Below are 19,285 nucleotides of genomic sequence, written 5' to 3' on the forward strand. Positions count from 1 at the left end.
GCCGGGAAGTTGCGTACGGTCCGCCCGTAGCGTGACTCGATGTAGTCCGAGCAGTGCTTGAGCACCAGGGCGGCGCTGCTGGCGCCGAGTTGCCCGAGCAGTTCCTCCCGTACGCCGTCGAGAAAGGCGTAGGCAGGTCCGCCCGCGGTTTCGTCGGGGCCGGTGTCATCGCGCCTGAGCAGCCCGCTGAGCAGCACTTCGGCCAGGACGTCGGGGCTGCTGCGCACCAGCATCGCGCGCTGGACGAGTTGCATCACCGGGAGCACCAGGGGTACGGCGGACAGATAGACGGCGAGTTGGGCGGCGGCGGGTGAGGCGGTTCCCCGGAAGGTCCGAACCCGCTCGGCGGGTTCCATGGGGCCCCCGGCGCGCGGGCGTCCCGCCACGGGTGGATGGCGGCGCAGGACCACGGCCGCCGCCGCGGTCAGTGTCTGCCCGGTGGCGCCGGTGACCAGTCGGCTCCAGGCCTCGAAGGACGAGCGGCGCAGTGCGAGCACCGGAATGGGGATGCCGCCGCCTGGAGGGGAGTTGCCCTGGTGGGGGCTGAACTCCAGACGTCCCGCCGGCCCTTCGCGCCGCCGTAGCAGTCCGGTGCGCGCCGGTAGGTGGGTGCGCCCCCACATCCGCTGGGGCAGCGGCTGGACGACGGCGACCGGTGCGGTCGATGCCCACGCGTGGAGCAACCGCTGCATCCGCCCGCTCCGCCACAGCGGCCCCGCGCAGTCGCTGAGGACCAGGGTGAGCTGGCGTCCGGCGGAATCGCCCAGTTGGGCGGGTACGGGGGAGTCGGGATGGATGCGGTGGACGACGACATCGCGGAAGGCTCCGGCGCGCTCGCATACCTGCCGCAGCTCATCCAGCGCGCCGTTCCACACCACCGTGGAGCTGGAGTCATCCATGACGAGGGCGAGTCGGGCCTCTCGGCGGCGGCGGGCTGAGAACACGGGGAGTACGAGTCCGGTGTCGGCGGCGCGGTCGGCGGTGGCGCTCTCGTCGAGTTGGCGACGGACCGGCCTGGTCGGTGGGCGGTAGCGCTGGAGGGGGCGCAGGGAGCGCTCCAGGGCCAGCGGATCGGGTAGGGCGGCGGGCGCGGGGACGGGCACCTTGCGTAGGCCGATCCCGGCGAGTGCCCCGGATGCCGCCTCCGAAGGGGCGGGACCGTAGAGACCGGTGGTGCGCGGGGGCGTCGGGGAGCCGGGGTGCCCGGGGCCGTTGGGGCGCTCGGTGGCGGGCAGGGGTTCGGCGAGCGGCTCGGGGCCGGGTGCCGTCGGCTGCCCCGGGCTTCCGGGGTCGGCCGCGGGCGTCGGGGCGGGTGTGGGTGGGAGCCCTGTGGTGGGGGTGTGCCGGGCGAGCCAGAGGGCGTCCGCGAGTTCCACGGCGGTCGGGGTGAGCTCGGCGTCGTGCAGCCGGGCGGCGAGGGCGATGAGGGTGGTGCGTACACCGGGTCCCAGGGGATGGGACCGCCCGGCGGCCCGGCTGGTCGCCGCGTGCCCTGATGGTGGGCGGGGCCTTGGGTGGTCCGGGTGCCGCCCGGCGCTCTCCGCGCTCCCGTTGGAGCCCATCTCGTCACCTGTGCCTGATGTCGAGGGGCCGCATCAGCAGGTCCGCGATCTCCTCGCGTCGATCGGGCTCCGTCCGCAGGGTGTGTTGGGTGAGGTAGATGGCGTTCAGCAACTGGTCGGTGGGGCGCAGTTCACCATCGCCGTCCTCGCTGGTGAAGTGGCCGATCAGATCGAGGTTGAGCTCATCGGCGCCGACTCCGAAGTGTGCCTGGACCATGGCGGCGAGACGCTCGTCACGGGGCGGGTCGAGATGGAGTTGGATGCAGCGGCGCAGCAGTGGGGCGGGAAAGTCCCGCTCGCCGTTGCTGGTCATGACGACGAAGGGGAAGGCGTGGCAGCGCACCCGGCCGGCGTGCACCGGTACGCGCAGCCCGTCGTCGGTGAGCACCCGTACCTGGTCCTGGCCCGGTCGGTCGGCGATGCGCTCCAGTTCGGGGAGGGCGAACTCGCCCTCCTCCACCACGTTCAGCAGATCGTTCGGGAGGTCGATATCGCTCTTGTCGAGTTCGTCGATGAGCAGCACCCGGGGGCGTTCGGCGGGTAGCAGCGCGGTGCCGAGCGGACCGAGTCTGATGTACCGCCCGATGTCGTCGCTCTCCCCCGGATGGAGCCGTTCCGCGAGTTGGGCGTCTTGGAGCCGGCCGATGGCGTCGTAGGTGTAGAGGCCGTCCTTCAGTTCGGTACGGCTGACGACGGGCCACTGGAGGACCCGGCCGAGGCCCAGTTCATAGGCGATGGAGTGGGCCAGCGTTGATTTGCCCGAGCCGGGTTCACCGGTGACCAGGAGGGGCCGGCGCAGGTAGAGGGCGGCGTTGATCAGTTGGAGTGCTTCGGCGTCCTGGGCCGGTGGGGCTTCCCCCCGATTGCCGAGCCGGCGTATCGATGAGGCGTCGATGTCGGGTGGCGCGAAGCCGGGCAGCGGCTCTCCTGAGAAGGCGCGCCACGGCGGGGGTGGCGGGAGGGTCCGTATCCGATCGGGGTCGGGGGCTCCCATGCCTCGATAGATCAGCCAGTCGTCCATCGCTCGCTCCTCACTGGCGGCCGGGGGACCGTGGCGGGCAACGCGGGATATGTACCCAAGGCCTCGCTGTCCCATGACTGGTGCTGGACGGCTCGTCGTGCCGACTCGCCGCAATTCAGCCCGAGCCGGCGGTCCGTACCCGTATACCGACGGGTGGGTCTCGCATACCGAAGGTCCGGTCTCAGGTGCCGATGGTCTGGTCTCAAGGGGAGTCCACCGGCTCTCCCTGGTCAGCGGGTAGCGGGCGGCCCGGGTCGTCATAGAGCATGGCGACTGACTCCGCCCAGTGCCTGCTGTTCCGCGATCCGCTGATGTCGTCCCTGACGCGTCGCAACCGCTCCGGCAGTTCCATGGCGTCGGTGGCCTGCGACAGCAGGAGGGCCGCGCCTTCGTGGAGCCGGTCGCAGAAGTCCGTACAGCCGTACTCGGGGTGGCCGTCGGTGTGCCAGAGCGCGATGCCGTGTCCGGCGGCGAGCGCCATCCCTATGGCCCGACGTCCCACGCCGCTGCCAACCGGCCGGCACAGGACCGGTACGGCAGATTCCGCCATTTCCCTGAAGTGGCGGTCGCGCGGGACCTGACGCCGTGGGGGCGTACGGCAGGCCTTGGGCGCTCCGGCGTTCTCCAGCGCCTCCCAGCGCCGCCGCCATCCGGCGTCCGGCTCCCCCCGTCTGGCGATGTCGCGGAGCACCACCATCCGCCGCACCCCGACATAGGCCGGGAGGTGCAGATGGGCCATCTCGGTGAGCTGCCAGCGGTGTACGGCCGTATCGAAGTGGTCCAAGGGGAGGGCGACTTCGAGTGGGGCCGGTGTGCCGGGAGCGTCGACCATGGCGAAGGTCTCGGCGAGGGGTGTGCGCAGCCGTTGGACGAGCCGCTCGGGTGATACCCCGTCGCCGTTCTGCTCCTCGTACAGCGGCTCATTGACGCTATGGCCGTCGTCGACCCGGACGCGCCAGTAGAAGCGGGGAACCTGGGCGTCGCTCACGGGTTCCAGTTCGATGACGACCACGGCCGAGCCATCGCCGGATCGCGGGTAGCGAACGATGACGGGATGCTGTCCCTGGGATGTGCGTGCCGAGAGCAGCGCGGGCGGCAGGGTCGCCTGGGTGACCACGGTGTGCACGATGCGGGGCACTTCCTGGAGCCGCAGGCTGACCCAGTCGGCCAGCGCCGCTGGATCACCCCCGCGGCCGCGTTCGTACTCCACCACCAGTTGGAGATAGTGCAGCGCGGCGATGGCGGCGACCGGCTGCCCCGCCTCGTACAGCAGTCCATGGCCATCGCGCCAGGCGTGGGGCGGCAGCTGTCCCGGGGGTGGGGCGACACCGCCGCGGGCCTTCTTGACCAGTTCAGCGACGGGACGGATGCCCTCAGGGGCGGTGATGGCCGACAGTTGGGACAGCGCCTCCCGACGGTCCCGGGGGCTCCACTGATCACCTCCGGTATGGACTCCGGAGCCGGGGAGTTGGTGCTGGCGTTCGATCCAGTTGTGCCCGGTGATCTTGGGAGAGTGGCCGTGCCAGCGGTCGTGGTCGGCCATCAGCCGCTGGTAGACGGGGCCGAACCGGCGTAACGCGGTGGCGGCGATGGCCATGCCGCCGTCCCGGCCGATGCGCCGGGACTTCAGTACGCCGACGACCGCGCCGGTGTGCGCGTCGAGTACGGGAGAGCCCGAGCCGCCCTTGGGGAACTCCGCCTCGGGCAGGAAGCGCAGTCCGTGGTCATCGTCGAAGCCATTGATCCGGACGGTGGCCTTCCAACGCACGGCGGCTCGACGGGAACGGCCGTCGTCGAAGGCTTCGGCGTCCCCGGCGGGGTCGGGAGCCGGGCGGTAGCCCTGGACCACGCCCCGGCCACCGGGGTAGTCGGTGCGGTCGGTCAGCCAGACGCACTCATGCTCGACGTCCGGCTCCAGCAGCCGCACCAGCGCGAGGTCCTGTTCGACGGGCACCCTCAGTTCGGGCCTGGGAGGGCCGTCGAGCAGCCAGGCATCGAGGCGGGCTGCCAGCGGCTCGCCACCGTTGACCTCGCTGCCGGTGATCCAAAAGATCCGGTCGGAGGCGGCCTTGAGATGAGGCGCCACCACATGGGCGCAGGTCAGGAGTCGGCCGGGAGCGACAAAGAACCCGGTGCCCCAGCTGTCGCCCCTCCCCTCACCGGTCGCGTCGACGGCACCGAGGTGGACGGTGGCAGCGCGGGCGAGTGCGTCGATGACCAGGTCAGGGCCCGACTCCAAGGGGTTCACGGCGCGACGGCGGGGCGGGGAGGACCGCTGGGCGGCGCTGGGGCAGGTGGACGTTGCGGTGGTGCCGGCACCGGGTCCGCCTGGTGTCCCCGGACTCCGGCGGGTCCCGAGGTGGGGACGGTCGGGGGCTGTGGTGGCGGCGGTGGCGTTGCCGCGGCCGGGATGCCCACGGCTGGCGGCTGCGGTCCGGGGGCAGGGGACGGCGGGCCGGGTAATACGGCTGGATCTGGCTGTTGAGGGGTCGAGGGCGCCGGCTCGCCCTGACCTCCGGGCGGGCGCGGCAGGCCCGGCGGCTGGTCCTTGAGGTACCAGGTCAGTGCGACCTGGATGGACGCCTTGCTCTCTCCGGTGGCGAGTACCGCGAGCGCGGCCCCGGACTTGGCCGCCAACTCCACGCCGAAGGTGACGGTCGCCTCATCGGGACCGGCGGCGGCAGCCGCCGCCAGGACCGAGTCCCCCACCCCCGCTATCAGCTCGGCGAGCTGCTGGACCTTGGCGACGGCCCGATCGCCGACGCCCACGTCCTCCTCTTCCTCCCAGTAGCCGCCGCCGGGTGCGGACAGGCGCGCGTGCACCACGGTTCCCCCGGGCAGTGCGATCTGTTGGATGCGTCCGTTCACGGTTTCCCCGCTCTCGACGGCCAGGCACCTGTCGCACGCTCCACCGGGCCGGCCGTCTGTCGGCCCCGGCAGGCGCCGTAATCTGATGGGGTAGTCCCCCGTTAGCCCCAGGAGCATGTCTTGTACTTCACCGATCGTGGCATCGAGGAGCTGGAAAAGCGTCGCGGCCAGGAAGAAGTCACCTTTGAGTGGCTTGCCGAGCAGCTGCGCGCGTTCGTCGATCTCAACCCGGACTTCGAAGTGCCGGTGGAGCGGTTGGCCACATGGCTGGCGCGCCTGGACGACGATGACGACGACGAGTAGCGGCGCGTAGTCCGGGCTGAGGACGTACAGCGACGCTCAGTAACGGCGAGCGTCCGGGTCAGCTGCCCGGGATGCGCGCCCGGTCGACCGCCAGGTCGATGACCCCGTTGATGATCAACACCGTGCCCGCGGTGAACCAGCCGGCGCTGTGCCGGCGCAGCCCCCAGATCGCCAGCGGAACGCCCGCTCCCAGCTGTACGGCTCCGATGACCTGGGCGCGCGTTCGTTGCCTGGGGGCGCGCAGCCAGTGGTCGAGCCCTTCTTCCACGGCCTGGATCTCCGCCCGTACCGCGTCGCGCCAGCCTGCCCACTCAACGGTCTGGGCACCGTGGGCATGGGCGGTGGCGCGCAGCCGCCCGGCCGATTCCCCCGGGGCGAGCCCGGGAGGCAGTTCGAGTCCGGCCCGGGAGAGCAACGCGATCAGCCCCAGCAGCCGGGACCTGGCATCGGCTTCGGGGTCGGGCCGGGTCAGGGGTTCCAGCGACTGCACATCGAGTACCGGATCGAGGCCGAGCCGGGCGGCGAAGGTCCGCATCGCCTCGTCCTCACCGACGGCGGTACCGTCCGCGAGCCATACGTATCCGACCTGCCGGCGAAATCCGGAGGCCAGGGTGAAGCCGGCGCGCTCACCGTCCCACCAGAGGGCGACGACGGGCCCGCTGGTGCCGATGGCGACCGCCGAGGCCCAGCCCGCGAGCACCCGCTCCACGGACTCGCCGCTGTCCCGCCAGGGCCTTCCCTCCGGTACGAGCACGCTCCAGCCCTCCCCGGCTGGGGCGAGCAGCAACTGCTCACGCAGCAGCTGGGCGGGGGCCCGAGTGGCGGATGCGTCGGCCCGACAGAGCAGCAGCGCGCCGGTGGGTGTCGCGTTCATGCATCTCACGCTAGGCCAGTTCGTCCGGTTCTGACGTACTACGCCCCTCCAATCGCCTACCGAGCGACCACGGAAGGACCCTTGACACCCTCTATTCGCGATATATCGTATTGCCGAGAAGACGCGATATGTTGCGTCAGGGCCAATGGGGAGGTCAACGTCATGTCAGTGTCGACGTGGGAGGTCACAGAGCCGCAGAAGCTCACCTTCGACGAGCCGGTGACCACGCTCAATGTGCGCGTGGTCAATGGCACGGTCAATGTCGTGGGGACGGATGAGCCCTCCGCCCGACTGGAAGTGGCCCAGATCGAAGGCCCCCCGCTGATCGTTACCCGGCAGGGCTCCACCCTCACCGTGGCCTATGAAGACCTGCCGTGGCACAACTGGCTGAAGTGGCTCGACCGCAAGGGCTGGCACCGCGGTGTGGTCGTCTCCCTCGCGGTGCCGGCCGACGCGGCCGTCGAGATCGGAGTGGTCGGCGCGGGAGCGGTGGTCTCCGGCATTCGGGGAGCGGCGTCCGTTCGCAGTGTCAGCGGTGACGCCACCCTGGTGCGGCTGACGGGCGATGTGGTGGTCGAGACGGTGTCGGGGAGCCTGGAGGCCCAGGGCGTCACCGGGCGGCTGCGCTACAACTCCGTGTCCGGTGAACTGACGGTGATCGAGGGCGGGGCCGGTTCGCGGGTTCGCGCCGATTCGGTCAGCGGTGACATGCTGGTCGACCTCGCCGGGCAGAACGACGGCACATCGGTCCCCGCCGATATCAGTCTCACCACGGTCTCCGGCGAGGTGGCGATCCGGTTGCCCCATCCCGCCGACGCGGAGGTCGATGCGAACACCGCGAGCGGTTCGGTGTCCAATGCCTTCGAGAACCTGCGGGTGAGCGGGCAGTGGGGCGCGAAGAAGATCACCGGCACCCTGGGCCCGGGGACGGGCAAACTCAAGGCGACCAGCATGTCCGGCTCCATCGCCCTGCTCCGCCGGCCGCCCACTGACCTCGATCACCCGGAGAGTCCGGAACGGGCTGGCAGCACGGCCGACGCGGCCACCGCGGATGACGCGGGTGGCACCGATACCGCAGCCGGTCCGCCCACTGACCGCCCGGCCGACGGCAGCGCTGATGGAACTGACGCCACCGACACCGGAAAGGTGCTCTGACATGCCTCCCGTATTCGCCCACGGCCGACTGCGCCTGTACCTGCTGAAGCTCCTGGACGAATCACCGCGCCACGGGTACGAGGTGATCCGCCTCCTGGAGGAACGCTTCCAGGGCCTGTACGCACCCTCCGCCGGAACGGTCTACCCCCGGCTGGCAAAACTGGAGGCCGAGGGCCTGGTCACCCACGCCACCGAGGGCGGCCGCAAGGTCTACTCGCTGACGGACGCCGGCCGTGCCGAACTGGCCGGACGCAGCGGCGAACTGGCCGATCTGGAGTTGGAGATCCGGGAATCCGTCTCCGAACTCGCCGCCGAGATCCGCGACGACGTGCGCGGCGCGGCGGGCAAGCTACGCAATGAGATGCGGGCCGCGGCTTCCAGGACCCGGACCTCGGCCGGCGCCGAGAAGGAAGAGTGGGCCAAGGCCACCCACGAGTGGCAGGAACAGGCCCGCCGGGCCCGCGAGGACGCCCAACAGGCCCGCCGTCAGGCCAAGGAAGCCCATGAGAAGGCCCGGCACGAGGTCCAACGCATCGCCAAGCAGGTCCAGGACCAGGTGCAGGACCACTTCGCCCGCGGGGACTGGCCCAAGGGCGTACGAGAGGGCCTGTCCGAACTGACCTCCCAGCTCAGCGTGTTGGCCCGGAGCGGGGCTCCCTCCTCGGTCAAGCCGGAGGCCCCCCAGGCTGACCTGGCGGACGATGACTGGCCCAAGGACACTCCCTCAACGGGCGATCCCACCCGCGACCTGGAGCGGCTCCTCGATCGCTTCCGCGACGACATCCGCGACGCTGCCAGGGACCACGGCGTCACGGAGTCCCAACTGTCCGCCGCCCGCCGCCATCTCTCCACGGCTTCGGCCCATATCGTCGCGGCCCTCATCCAGGACAAGTAGTCCCGCTCGGAAGCCGAGGCGCCCCCGCGGGACTGCCGCTGGGGGCCGCCCTCCTCAGGGCCTTCGCCGGCGTGGGGTCGCCTCGCGGCGGGATGGCCCCATCCCGTCCAACGCCCGCGGACGTCCCCCGGGACCAGAGACCCCGGGCCGTCCCCGGGACCGGATGACCCGTAGGGGGCCGGGGCCCAGGTCCCCAGCCCCTCGGGCGCCCATAGCCCCGGCCAGGACAAGCGCTCTACGGGAGCCAGCCGACGTCCGCCGGGCGCCTGAGCACGCCCTACCCGACGAGAACAACCCGGGCAGAGGCCAGGGCATCAGGCATCAGGCATCAGGCATCAGGCATCAGGCATCAGGCATCAGGCATCAGGCATCAGGCATCAGGATGGTGTCAGCACCACCTTCCCGAACACCCCGCCATCCGCCATCCGCTCAAACCCTTCGCGCGCCCGTTCCAACGGCAGCACCTCGTCGATCACCGGCCGCACCCCCGTCGCCGCACAGAAGTTCAGCAGGGCCTGGAGTTCGTCCCTGGACCCCATGGTGGAGCCGACGATCTTCAACTCCAGGAAGAAGACCCGGGTCAGCTCGGCGTGCGAGGGCCGGTCCCCGCTGGTGGCGCCCGAGATGACCAGGGTCCCTCCGGGGCGGAGCGATTTGATCGAGTGGGACCAGGTAGCCGCGCCGACGGTTTCCATGACCGCGTCCACTCGGTGCGGTAGCCGAGCGCCCGGTTCAAAGGCGTCTACCGCCCCTAGTTCGACGGCCCGAGCGCGTTTGGTTTCATCGCGGCTGGTGGCGTACATCCGTAGTCCCGCCGCCTTCCCGAGGACGATCGCGGCGGTGGCCACTCCCCCGCCGGCGCCCTGTACGAGGACCGAGTCACCGGGGCGTACCCCGGCGTTGGTGAAGAGCATCCGGTAGGCGGTGAGCCATGCCGTGGGGAGGCAGGCGGCCTGTTCGAAGGTGAGTTCCCTCGGCTTGGGCAGGACGTTCCAGGTGGGTACCGAGACCTGTTCGGCGAAGGTGCCCTGGTAGCGCTCGGTGAGGATGGAGCGAGGTTCGGTGGGGCCGACACCGTGCCCGGTCTGGCCGATGACGGAGTGGAGCACCACCTCGTTGCCCTCGGCGTCGATCCCGGCGGCGTCACAGCCGAGGATCATCGGCAGTCTGCCTTCAGGGAGACCAACGCCTCGTAGGGACCAGAGGTCATGGTGGTTGAGGGAGGCGGCCTTGACGGTGATGGTGGTCCAGCCGGGCCGGTCCTCAGGGGCCGGGCGCTCGCCCAGCTGGAGTCCGTCGAGGGGTTGATCCGGGTCGATTCGGGCGGCATAGGCGGCGAACATGACCTTGACCTTAGGGCTGACCACCGGGCAGTGGAACCGCGTCCGGGTGTGACACGCGCCGCCCGCTCTCGGTGGCCGGTCGCGGTGCGGGACCCCTCACCCGGACACCACCGCGGCGCCCACGCCCACGCTTGCGCCGATCCGAGAGATCGAACCCACGGGGGCCACCCGTCCCCGCGAGGACCCGGGCCGAGTGGGTGGCAGCGCCCCTGGGGACACAGCCGCGGGCCCGGTATGCCCTGGGTCGTTATGCCCCTGAACAGCGGCAAGGGCCCCAACCCCGGAGGGGCGGGGCCCTTGAGCCAGGGCTCCTGGTCGGGAGACCCGTTCAAGGTCGCCCGGTGGCACCGTGCGCGGAACGCTTCCTCCCGAGGGGTCGGCGTCCGTCCCACCAGTGCCGCGGTGGCACCGGCGTCACCGCCGGGCCACGCCCTCCGCCCGGGCGGCTGCCGCCACCGCGGCGGTGACCGCCGGCGCGACGCGCTCATCGAACGGCGAGGGGATCACATAGTCGGCCGACAGCTCGTCTCCCACGACATCCGCGAGTGCGTTTGCCGCGGCGATCTTCATGCCCTCGGTGATGCGGGACGCCCGCACCTGGAGCGCGCCCGCGAAGATCCCGGGGAAGGCCAGCACATTGTTGATCTGGTTGGGAAAGTCGCTACGGCCGGTTGCCACCACGGCCGCGTATTTGTGGGCGATGTCCGGGTGAACCTCGGGGGTCGGGTTGGCCATCGCGAACACGAACGCGCCCGGGGCCATCGACGCCACCGCTTCCTCCCGGATCGTGCCACCGGAGACTCCGATGAACACATTCGCTCCGGCGAGCGCGGACTCCAGGGTGCCGGTCAGACCGGCCCTGTTGGTGATCTCCGCAAGCTCCCGCTTGACCGGGTTGAGGTCGTCACGGTCCTTGCTGACGATGCCCTTGCGGTCCGCCACGGCCACATCGCCGAGGCCGGCCTCCAGCAGGAACTTGGCGATGGCCACACCGGCCGCGCCCGCGCCCGAGATCACCGCCCGCAGCTCACCGAGGCCCTGGCCGGTCAGTTTGGCCGCGTTGCGCAGGGCGGCGAGGGTGACCACCGCCGTGCCGTGCTGGTCGTCGTGGAAGACGGGAATGTCGAGCCGCTCCTGGAGCCTGCGCTCGATCTCGAAGCACCGGGGTGCCGAGATGTCCTCCAGATTCACCCCACCGAAGGAGGGGGCGAGTCGGACCACGGTCTCGATGATCTCGTCCGTGTCCTTGGTGTCGAGCGCGATCGGCACGGCGTCGACTCCGCCGAACTGCTTGAAGAGGATCGCCTTCCCCTCCATCACCGGGAGGGATGCCTCGGGGCCGATGTCACCGAGACCGAGCACCGCGGTGCCATCGGTCACCACGGCGACGACCTGGGACTTCCAGGTGTAGTCATGGACGAGCTCGGGCTGCTCAGCGATGGCGGAGCACACCTTGGCCACGCCGGGGGTGTACGCGAGGGACAGGTCGTCCTTGTTCCGCACGGGGACGGTGGCCACGATGGCCATCTTCCCCCCGCGGTGCAAAGCGAAAGCCGGATCGAAGGGCTCCTCGGGAGCACTCTCCGTACTGCTGTCGCTTCGAGGATTGACGATCTCCGCTGCCATGGGTTGACCCCTTAATTTTTCATCAGTTGAGGGTTTCCACTCCTGGTTGAGGAGGGGCGGGCACCGCGTCCGCGCCCCGCCTCGGCGGTTGGCCCGCCGGGCAGGGTGAATACGCACGCGCGGGCGCGCCGCACACGCGCCCTGAGCCCCGGATGAGGGGTGTAATCGTCCTTCATACCGGACGGAGGCCACTGACGACGAGTCCATATCCAGATTGGTGGCATGACTCATCACCGAAAATCAGGACACATGAGCCTTGCTCTGATATGTCCCTGCCACGAGGGGGTACGGGCCGCAGATCTTCCGGCTGAGAGGCGGCCATCCCGTGAATGGTCCGGTCACTGCTGTACCGGCCGAGGGGGAGGTCGGGGGTGTCCCGTTACCCGATTTTGACATGCGCGGCCCCCTGAATGGGCTATTCCGAGTGGCAAGATGCCGAAAACACACAAGGTCGCGACACTCGAAGACGAGTACACGACCGGTATACGAACAAGAAATGGCAGCTTTCTGACACGCCGGAGGACCCCGCTCATGACCGCAAGCATCACGCGCAAGACGACCACCCCGAAGACCCGGAAGACCCTCAACTCCCGGATTCTCGCGGTAGGCGTTGTCGCGGTCGCCGGCTCCATGCTGCTGACCGCGTGCGGCGACCAGACGAACAGCAGCAAGAAGACCGAAAGCACCGATTCGAGCTCTCAGGCCGGAGCCCCGCTCAAGGATCAGCTGCCCAAGGCGATCGCGGACAAGGGCAAGATCAAGGTCGGTTCGGACATCGCCTACCCGCCGGTCGAGTTCAAGGACAGCGCGGGCAAGACCGTCGGCATCGACCCGGACATCGCCGCTGCCCTGGGCAAGCAGCTCGGGGTCACGTTCGAGTTCGAGAACGGCACCTTCGACACCCTGATCACCGGTCTGCGCTCCAAGCGCTACGACCTTGCCATGTCGGCCATGACCGACACCAAGGACCGCCAGGAGGGTGTCGACTCCGAGACCAAGAAGAAGGTCGGCGAGGGCGTTGACTTCGTCGACTACTTCACCGCCGGTGTCTCGATCTACACCAAGAAGGGCGACGACAAGGGCATCGCGTCCTGGGCCGATCTCTGCGGCAAGAAGATCGCCGTCCAGCGCGGCACGGTCTCCGAGGACATGGCCAAGGCGGAGAACGCCAAGTGCGGCGCCAAGGGCAAGATCACCATTGAGGCGTTCGACAACGACCTGGAGGCCCAGACCCGGCTGCGCGCCGGTGGCGCCGACGCCGGCTCATCCGACTTCCCGGTGGCCGCGTACGCTGTGAAGACCTCGGGCGGCGGCAACGACTTCCAGATCGTGGGCGAGCAGGTCGAGGCGGCCCCGTACGGCATCGCCGTGGCCAAGGGCAACGACCAGCTCCGTGACGCCATCCAGAAGGCGCTGGACGCGATCATCAAGAACGGCGAGTACAAGAAGATCGTCGACAAGTGGGGTGTCTCCGCGGGCGCGGTGACCGAGGCCAAGATCAATGGTGGTACCTGACCGCACCGGGTATGCGTCCCCGGCCGGCGACCGACCCCCGGCCGGGGCCCCGTCGGGGTCGGGTACCAGGGCACTACAGCGGCACGCAGGCGAACGAGGGTACGCAGGTGCCCCACCGCCGCACCCTGCCCTGGTACCCGACCCCGGCGGAGTACTGGACCCCCGATCAGGCCATGACCCGGCCGACTCGGCATTGAAAGGCTCCTTGTGACAGTCGACATCGAAAAGACTGGGCCGGACGACACACCGCCACCACCGACCCAGCCGGAGGCCATCAAGGCCATCCCGGTCCGCCACTACGGCCGCTATGTGGCCGCGGTCGTCGCGATCGGGCTGTTCGCGCTGATCGTCTACGCCTTCTCCCAGGGCAAGATCAACTGGGGGGCCATCCCGGACTACTTCTTCGACGACCGCATCGTGGACGGCGCCTGGAAGACCCTGGTGCTCACGTTCTGGTCCATGGTGATCGGAATCGGCGGAGGCATCATCCTCGCGGTGATGCGGCTCTCCAAGAACCCCGTGACGTCGTCCATCGCCTGGTTCTACATCTGGTTCTTCCGCGGGACGCCCGTCCTGGTCCAGCTCTTCGTCTGGTTCAACCTGGGACTGGTCTTCGAGACCATCAACCTGGGCTTCTACCAGGACGAGTGGTCGGACTTCATGACGCCGATGCTCACGGCGCTCCTCGGTCTGGGCCTCAACGAAGCCGCGTACATGGCGGAGATCTGCCGCGCGGGTCTGCTCTCGGTCGACGAGGGCCAGAGCGAGGCCTCGCACGCGCTCGGCATGAGCCAGGGGAAGACCCTGCGCCGGGTCGTCATCCCGCAGGCCATGCGGGTGATCGTGCCGCCCACGGGCAACGAAGTCATCAATATGCTCAAAACGACCTCCCTGGTGGCCGCGGTGCAGTTCACCGAGCTCTTCAGGCAGGCCCAGAACATCGGCCAGTCCTCCGGAGCCCCGGTCGAGATGTACTTCCTGGCCGCCTCCTGGTACTTGGTGATGACCTCGATCCTCAGCGTGGGCCAGTACTACCTGGAGCGGCACTACGCGCGTGGCTCCAGCCGAAGTCTGCCGCCCACCCCGTTCCAGAAGATCAAGTCGACCGTGTTCTCGGTGCGCCGTCCGAAGGGAGTCACCGCATGAGCGCGAACGCCATGGTCAAAGCCGAGGGTGTGCACAAGTCCTTCGGACCCGTCGAGGTGTTGAAGGGCATCGATCTGGAGGTCGCTCCGCGTGAGGTGTTCTGCCTGATCGGCCCGTCCGGGTCCGGTAAGTCGACCTTCCTGCGCTGTATCAACCATCTGGAGAAGGTCAACGCCGGCCGGCTCTACGTGGACGGCGAGCTGGTCGGCTACCGCCAGAAGGGCGACAAGCTCTATGAGTTGAAGGACAGCGAGGTGGCCGTCAAGCGCCGGGACATCGGCATGGTCTTCCAGCGCTTCAACCTCTTCCCCCACATGACGGCGATCGCGAACATCGTGGAAGCGCCGATCCAGGTCAAGCGCGAGTCCAAGGCCGTGGCCCTCGCCAGGGCAGAGCAGTTGCTCGACCGGGTGGGCCTGGCGGACAAGGCCGATAGCTATCCCTCGCAACTCTCGGGCGGTCAGCAGCAGCGGGTGGCGATCGCCCGGGCCCTGGCGATGGAGCCCAAGCTGATGCTCTTCGACGAGCCGACGTCCGCGCTCGACCCCGAACTGGTGGGCGATGTGCTGGATGTGATGCGCGGTCTCGCCGAGGACGGCATGACCATGGTCGTGGTGACGCATGAGATGGGTTTCGCCCGCGAGGTCGGCGACGCCCTGGTCTTCATGGACGACGGCGTGGTGGTCGAGTCCGGCCACCCACGTGATGTGCTGACCAACCCTCAGCACGACCGTACGAAGTCGTTCCTGTCCAAGGTGCTCTGACCCTGCGGAAGAGGGCGATACGGAAGAGGGCGGTACGGGCCGCTGCCCCGTACCGCCCTCTTCGACGTCGAGCGGCTGGTGACCCCGGCGCGACCAGGAGCCCCGACAGCCGCGCGCTCCCGCCGTCATCAGGGAGCACGAGAGCGACCGGGATCGGGATCGCCACGGAGGTGGCTCACTTCAGCGCGAGTACAAGGGAGTCCGAGGGCGACGACCAGACGGTCCGGGCCTCGGCGAACCCCGCCGATACGAGGGTTTCGGCATGCCAGCGGGCCGAGGGGGTCTCGCCGTCGGCGTGCTCGCCGAAGAGGGCGAAGCGCTCGGCGACCGGCCCGGCGAGTGCGGGGTCCTGAGCGGCCAGTGCCCACCACTCGGCCCAGTCCACGGCGCCGGCCTCCTTGGCCCGGGCCATCCGGGCATGGCGGTGGGCTCGTTCGGCGGCGCTGATCCTGGGGGTGGAGTTGTCGATCATGCGGTCGGCGTTGAGGAGGACGCCCCCGTCGCGGACGAGCCCGGCGAGCTGACCGTAGAGCGTGGCGAGCGGCCCGAGCCGGAGCCAGTGCAGGGCGGTCGCGGTCAGGACCGCGTCATAGGACTCATGGGGCAGTTTCGCCCGCCACTCGGGGTCGGCGATGTCGGCGGTGACCAGGGTGACGCGCCGGTCGGCCGCGAAGTGGCCCTCGGCGATCGCCAGCAGGGCGGGGTCGAGGTCCACCCCCGTGCTCGTCGCGTCCGGGAACCGGGTCAGGAGCCGGTCGGTGATCGTGCCCGTACCGCACGCCAGGTCCAGGACGCGTGGCGCGGGCCCCACGGTCGCCTCGACCATGTCGAGCATGACCCGCAGTCGCTCCTCGCGATCGGGCATGTACCACTCCTGCTGCCGGTCCCAGCTCCGCTGCCAGGCGCTCCAGTCGCCGCCCGCGCCCGTCACCGTCTCCATCACGTAAACCTCCATCTCGTAATACCCTGAAACCGGCACCATCCATTACCTCCCGGCAGACCGACCCTAAACCGCCCCGGTAAGGACTACAAGTGGAACTGGCCCATTACTCGGACTTCGCCGTGCGACTGGTCAACACCGAGGAGCCGGCTCGCAACAAGGACTCGCTCACCTCGGTGGAGGTGATCCGGGAGCTCTTCGGCGCCTCGGCCCAAGCCGCTCGGCGGGCGACCGACGCGGATGTGACCCGGTTCCGTTCGGTACGGGGTCGACTGCGGGCGGTCTTCACGGCGGCGGACGCGGGCGATGAGGCCCAGGCGGTCGACCTGCTGAACTCACTGCTGCTGGAGTTCCCCGTCAGCCCGCAGATTTCCGGCCATGACTTCCGGGATGAGGACGGCCGGCCCAAGTGGCACATGCATCTCGCCGAGCACTCCTCGAACGCGACCGCGGGCTATGCGGCCATCGCGGCGATGGGACTGGCCGTCCATCTCACGGAGTACGGGGTGGATCGGCTCGGACTCTGCGAGGCGGCCCCCTGCCGCAACGCCTATCTGGACACCTCCACCAACCGCTCCCGCCGCTACTGCTCGGACCGGTGCGCCACCCGTGCCAATGTGGCCGCCTACCGCGCGCGCAAGCGGCTGGAGGGCGCCGAGCGATCCCCCAGCACCGGCCGTACGGCGGTCAGGGCCCAGGAGACCGCTCCGAGCATGGAGCGCTGATCCTCGCCACGGGGACGGTAGCGCCCGCGCACCCGCCCCAGCAGCAGCTCTGGCGGGACGGCCCCGAACACCCTGCTGTCCCCATCGGCGCCGGGGTTGTCCCCCAGCACCCACCAGCCGCCGTCCCGCCGCTCGGCGATCCTCTTCACGATGAGGAGATCCTGTTGGAGCGGATGACGAAGGACGGCGATGTCTCCGGGCCTCACCTGTGCGCCGTAGTGGACGAGTAGCTGATCCCCGGGTCTCAGGGTCGGATACATCGAGGGCCCGAACACCTCGGCGAACCCGAACGGAGCCGTCGGCTCCCGCCCCCGCTCAGTCATTCCGCCACCTCCGGGTACCAGGGTATGTTCCGCCACCAGTCCCATCTGACCCCGGACTTTCGTCCTAAGCCCTAGGGGGCACTCGCGAAATCGGCTCTCTCACGGAGTAATGTCCCACCTGAGAAGACGATCACGAGGAAGGACGGCTCCATGCTCTCCCGCCTATTTGCCCCCAAGGTCAAGGTCAGCGCGCACTGCGATCTGCCCTGCGGTGTCTACGACCCGGCTCAGGCCAGGATCGAGGCCGAGTCGGTCAAGGCAGTCCAGGAGAAGTACCAGGCCAATGAGGACCCGCACTTCCGGGCCCGTGCCACTGTCATCAAGGAGCAGCGCGCGGAGCTCGCCAAGCACCACATCTCGGTGCTGTGGAGCGACTACTTCAAGCCGCCGCACTTCGAGAAGTACCCGGAGCTGCACCAGCTGATCAATGACACCCTGAAGGCGCTGTCAGCCGCCAAGGCGTCGACTGACCCGGCGACGGGCCAGAAGGCGCTGGACTACATCGCCCAGGTCGACAAGATCTTCTGGGAGACCAAGCAGGCCTGATGTGAGCGTCCCTTCCGGGAGGCTCAGCCGCACATCACAAGGGTTCTACCGCTCGCGAGCGGTAGAACCCTTCCCTGTTGCGTCGACCAGCTGGGAGGAACTGCCCACGGCTCGCCCTGCGCGCTGCTGAGGACCGCCGCGGGCGGTCGCCGCATCCAGGGCTTCGTACCGTCGTCGGCGCGGTGGAAGAAGGCCGCAGGGAGCGGAGGTTAGACGCCCCATCCGGGGTCAGCATGGTCGCAGATGGCGCATCGTAGGACTGTGCGGATGGGGCCCATGCCCGTCCGCCCGAACGTCCGCCCGCCCGCCCATACGTACGAGCGTGGATGCGGCAGAGTCTGACCGTGGGGCCATGGACGTCCGCCCCGGAGCCGGGCCGCCGGCGACCGCGCTCCCGGCCACTTCCCGGCCAGCCACCGGACGGTGTTTTTCGGCGATGCGCCGGCCGGCGATCGCATCCCGGCAGGTGGCCGGGGTGCGCCCGGTGTCAGCCTGCGGCGGATTCCAGGCGGGGCCGTCGGCCGTTGTCGTACTGTCATGCTCACCCGTGGGGCGAGGTGCCCCGTTCAGGGCGGGCGACGGGAATGGTGGCCGCAGTGAACAAGTTCAAGCGACCGGCGAGGGCCGACCAAGCGGGCGATGAGGTCATCGTGTACCGGCCCAGCCGGGTGCAGATCGCGCTTCCTGCCGCGTCCGCGATCGTGGTGGCGACCCTGTTGCTGTACTTGGGGCTGCTGTTCACCGAGGATCCGCTGCCGGCGGGCGACCTCGGTAAGGGGCTGCTGCTGGCCCTGATCGCCGGTGCGGCCTGCTTTGTCCTGCCTCGGCCCAAGGGAGTGCAGGCCACCAGGTCCGCGCTGGTCGTGGGGCGCAGCGCACGGGGAAGGATACCGTGGGCCGATGTCGTGGCGATCCAGGTGGGGCCCAGCATCTTCGGGCGCCGGGTGGTGGTCGCCCTGAAGGACGGCAGGCGATTCACCCTGGCGGCTCCCTTGTCACTGCTGGACAGGGAGTTCGACCAGAAGGCGGAGGGGCTCATCGCCCGCTGGGAGTCCCATCGCAAACGCAAGCGCTGAGCCGATCCCCAGATCACCCCACCGCGACCGCCGCCGACCCCGGACCCTGTGGCCACCTCCGGCCCTGGACCCGTGCGGCCCGCTGCCGCCCCGGAACCCGCGGGTAGTTGAGTGCGGAGTCTCGTATTCCGCGGTGGGCTTCCCCACCGGCGGACGCCCACGCGGGGTCGGCTCCCCGGCTCGGGTTCGCGCGTCAGAGTGACCCGTACGGGCAGTCCGTCGCGATCCGGCAGCTCGGCGATCCGTTCTGGGTCTCAGCCGGTGGAAGCCGAGCGAGAGGCCCCTGACGAGGGCCTCGACCAGCGGCCAGCGGCCTGGTGAAACGGTTCGTCGCCCAGTTGGAAGGCGCGCAGCGACCGGCCGCCCGGGGCCAGCACCCGAGGGAACTCCGCACGGACGTCCGGTGGCTGCTCCGGCACGATGCGGATGGTCGAGTACCGGGCGCCCGGCCGCCCGATGGAGCCAGCGGCCGCGGCCGGACTCGGCGTCGAGCCCTCCTCGGGCCGCACCCCGGAGGGGTCCTCCGGGCGGGCGCCACCGGCTGCGGAGACAGATCCGCCGTGGGCGCCCAGGCCATCGGCGTGGAGGTAGGCCGTCACCCGC

At 69.7% G+C, this 19,285-nt stretch carries 19 protein-coding genes; 9 read left to right on the forward strand and 10 right to left on the reverse strand.

Annotation, left to right across the window (positions count from 1 at the left end):
- The 4 genes from NBG84_RS06745 to NBG84_RS06760 form a co-directional block, all read right to left on the reverse strand.
- A partial coding sequence (locus NBG84_RS06745) for an SAV_2336 N-terminal domain-related protein (RefSeq protein ID WP_285366398.1) occupies positions 1-1,562 on the reverse strand: 1,562 nt, incomplete at its 3' end.
- Positions 1,563-1,566: 4 nt separating this feature from the next.
- A complete protein-coding gene (locus NBG84_RS06750) occupies positions 1,567-2,583 on the reverse strand; it encodes an AAA family ATPase (protein ID WP_250918359.1) in 1,017 nt (338 codons plus the stop codon).
- 202 nt (positions 2,584-2,785) lie between these two features.
- Entirely contained in the window at positions 2,786-4,831 is a 2,046-nt protein-coding gene (locus tag NBG84_RS06755) for a VMAP-C domain-containing protein (RefSeq protein WP_250918360.1), read from the reverse strand.
- Complete coding sequence (locus NBG84_RS06760) at positions 4,828-5,568, reverse strand: CU044_2847 family protein (RefSeq protein ID WP_250918361.1); 741 nt, start codon at positions 5,566-5,568, stop codon at positions 4,828-4,830. Before NBG84_RS06760 ends, NBG84_RS06755 begins: the two co-directional genes overlap by 4 nt.
- 3 nt (positions 5,569-5,571) lie before the next feature.
- On the opposite strand from NBG84_RS06760, the gene NBG84_RS06765 reads away from it, so the two are divergent.
- Positions 5,572-5,754 (forward strand): DUF6104 family protein, encoded by a 183-nt coding sequence (locus NBG84_RS06765; protein WP_250918362.1) that lies wholly within the window; start codon positions 5,572-5,574, stop codon positions 5,752-5,754.
- 58 nt (positions 5,755-5,812) lie between these two features.
- Here the strand turns inward: NBG84_RS06765 and NBG84_RS06770 are convergent, their stop codons facing one another.
- Entirely contained in the window at positions 5,813-6,628 is an 816-nt protein-coding gene (locus NBG84_RS06770; protein WP_250918363.1) for a hypothetical protein, read from the reverse strand.
- A 162-nt stretch (positions 6,629-6,790) separates the two neighbouring features.
- On the opposite strand from NBG84_RS06770, the gene NBG84_RS06775 reads away from it, so the two are divergent.
- Together NBG84_RS06775 and NBG84_RS06780 are read left to right on the forward strand one after the other, a co-directional pair.
- Complete coding sequence (locus NBG84_RS06775; RefSeq protein ID WP_250918364.1) at positions 6,791-7,783, forward strand: DUF4097 family beta strand repeat-containing protein; 993 nt, start codon at positions 6,791-6,793, stop codon at positions 7,781-7,783.
- A gap of 1 nt (position 7,784) precedes the next feature.
- Complete coding sequence (locus NBG84_RS06780; RefSeq protein ID WP_250918365.1) at positions 7,785-8,678, forward strand: PadR family transcriptional regulator; 894 nt, start codon at positions 7,785-7,787, stop codon at positions 8,676-8,678.
- Between the two features lie 377 nt (positions 8,679-9,055).
- On the opposite strand, the gene NBG84_RS06785 is transcribed toward NBG84_RS06780, so the two are convergent.
- The gene (locus tag NBG84_RS06785; protein ID WP_250918366.1) at positions 9,056-10,021 is read right to left on the reverse strand and encodes a zinc-binding dehydrogenase; all 966 of its coding nucleotides are present in this window, start codon (positions 10,019-10,021) and stop codon (positions 9,056-9,058) included.
- A 414-nt stretch (positions 10,022-10,435) separates the two neighbouring features.
- Positions 10,436-11,647: an NAD(P)-dependent malic enzyme gene (locus tag NBG84_RS06790; RefSeq protein ID WP_250918367.1), complete on the reverse strand. Its 1,212-nt coding sequence runs from the start codon at positions 11,645-11,647 to the stop codon at positions 10,436-10,438.
- 531 nt (positions 11,648-12,178) lie between these two features.
- Here NBG84_RS06790 and NBG84_RS06795 point away from each other — a divergent pair.
- The 3 genes from NBG84_RS06795 (at position 12,179) to NBG84_RS06805 (ending at position 15,072) form a co-directional block, all read left to right on the forward strand.
- Positions 12,179-13,162, forward strand: a complete 984-nt coding sequence (locus NBG84_RS06795; protein WP_250918368.1) for an ABC transporter substrate-binding protein — start codon at positions 12,179-12,181, stop codon at positions 13,160-13,162.
- A gap of 207 nt (positions 13,163-13,369) precedes the next feature.
- Positions 13,370-14,308: an amino acid ABC transporter permease gene (locus NBG84_RS06800; RefSeq protein WP_250918369.1), complete on the forward strand. Its 939-nt coding sequence runs from the start codon at positions 13,370-13,372 to the stop codon at positions 14,306-14,308.
- Complete coding sequence (locus tag NBG84_RS06805; protein ID WP_285366399.1) at positions 14,305-15,072, forward strand: amino acid ABC transporter ATP-binding protein; 768 nt, start codon at positions 14,305-14,307, stop codon at positions 15,070-15,072. Before NBG84_RS06800 ends, NBG84_RS06805 begins: the two co-directional genes overlap by 4 nt.
- Before the next feature lie 175 nt (positions 15,073-15,247).
- Here the strand turns inward: NBG84_RS06805 and NBG84_RS06810 are convergent, their stop codons facing one another.
- The gene (locus tag NBG84_RS06810) at positions 15,248-16,027 is read right to left on the reverse strand and encodes a class I SAM-dependent methyltransferase (protein WP_250918370.1); all 780 of its coding nucleotides are present in this window, start codon (positions 16,025-16,027) and stop codon (positions 15,248-15,250) included.
- Between the two features lie 77 nt (positions 16,028-16,104).
- Between NBG84_RS06810 and NBG84_RS06815 the strand changes: the two genes are divergently transcribed.
- Positions 16,105-16,737, forward strand: a complete 633-nt coding sequence (locus NBG84_RS06815) for a CGNR zinc finger domain-containing protein (RefSeq protein ID WP_250918371.1) — start codon at positions 16,105-16,107, stop codon at positions 16,735-16,737.
- Here the strand turns inward: NBG84_RS06815 and sodX are convergent.
- Complete coding sequence (sodX, locus tag NBG84_RS06820) at positions 16,638-17,060, reverse strand: nickel-type superoxide dismutase maturation protease (RefSeq protein WP_250918372.1); 423 nt, start codon at positions 17,058-17,060, stop codon at positions 16,638-16,640. The genes NBG84_RS06815 and sodX overlap by 100 nt on opposite strands.
- A gap of 150 nt (positions 17,061-17,210) precedes the next feature.
- Here sodX and sodN point away from each other — a divergent pair, with 150 nt between their 5' ends.
- Both sodN and NBG84_RS06830 read left to right on the forward strand, forming a co-directional pair.
- Entirely contained in the window at positions 17,211-17,606 is a 396-nt protein-coding gene (sodN, locus tag NBG84_RS06825; RefSeq protein WP_250918373.1) for a superoxide dismutase, Ni, read from the forward strand.
- Between the two features lie 596 nt (positions 17,607-18,202).
- On the forward strand, positions 18,203-18,682 hold the full coding sequence (locus NBG84_RS06830) for a hypothetical protein (protein ID WP_250918374.1): 480 nt from the start codon (positions 18,203-18,205) through the stop codon (positions 18,680-18,682).
- A gap of 254 nt (positions 18,683-18,936) precedes the next feature.
- Here NBG84_RS06830 and NBG84_RS06835 read toward each other — a convergent pair whose 3' ends face one another.
- Positions 18,937-19,281, reverse strand: coding sequence for a hypothetical protein (locus NBG84_RS06835; RefSeq protein WP_250918375.1), 345 nt, complete (start codon positions 19,279-19,281; stop codon positions 18,937-18,939).
- Between the last annotated feature and the right edge of the window lie 4 nt (positions 19,282-19,285).

It is taken from the genome of Streptomyces albipurpureus (assembly GCF_023701525.1).
Lineage (GTDB): Bacteria > Actinomycetota > Actinomycetes > Streptomycetales > Streptomycetaceae > Streptomyces > Streptomyces albipurpureus.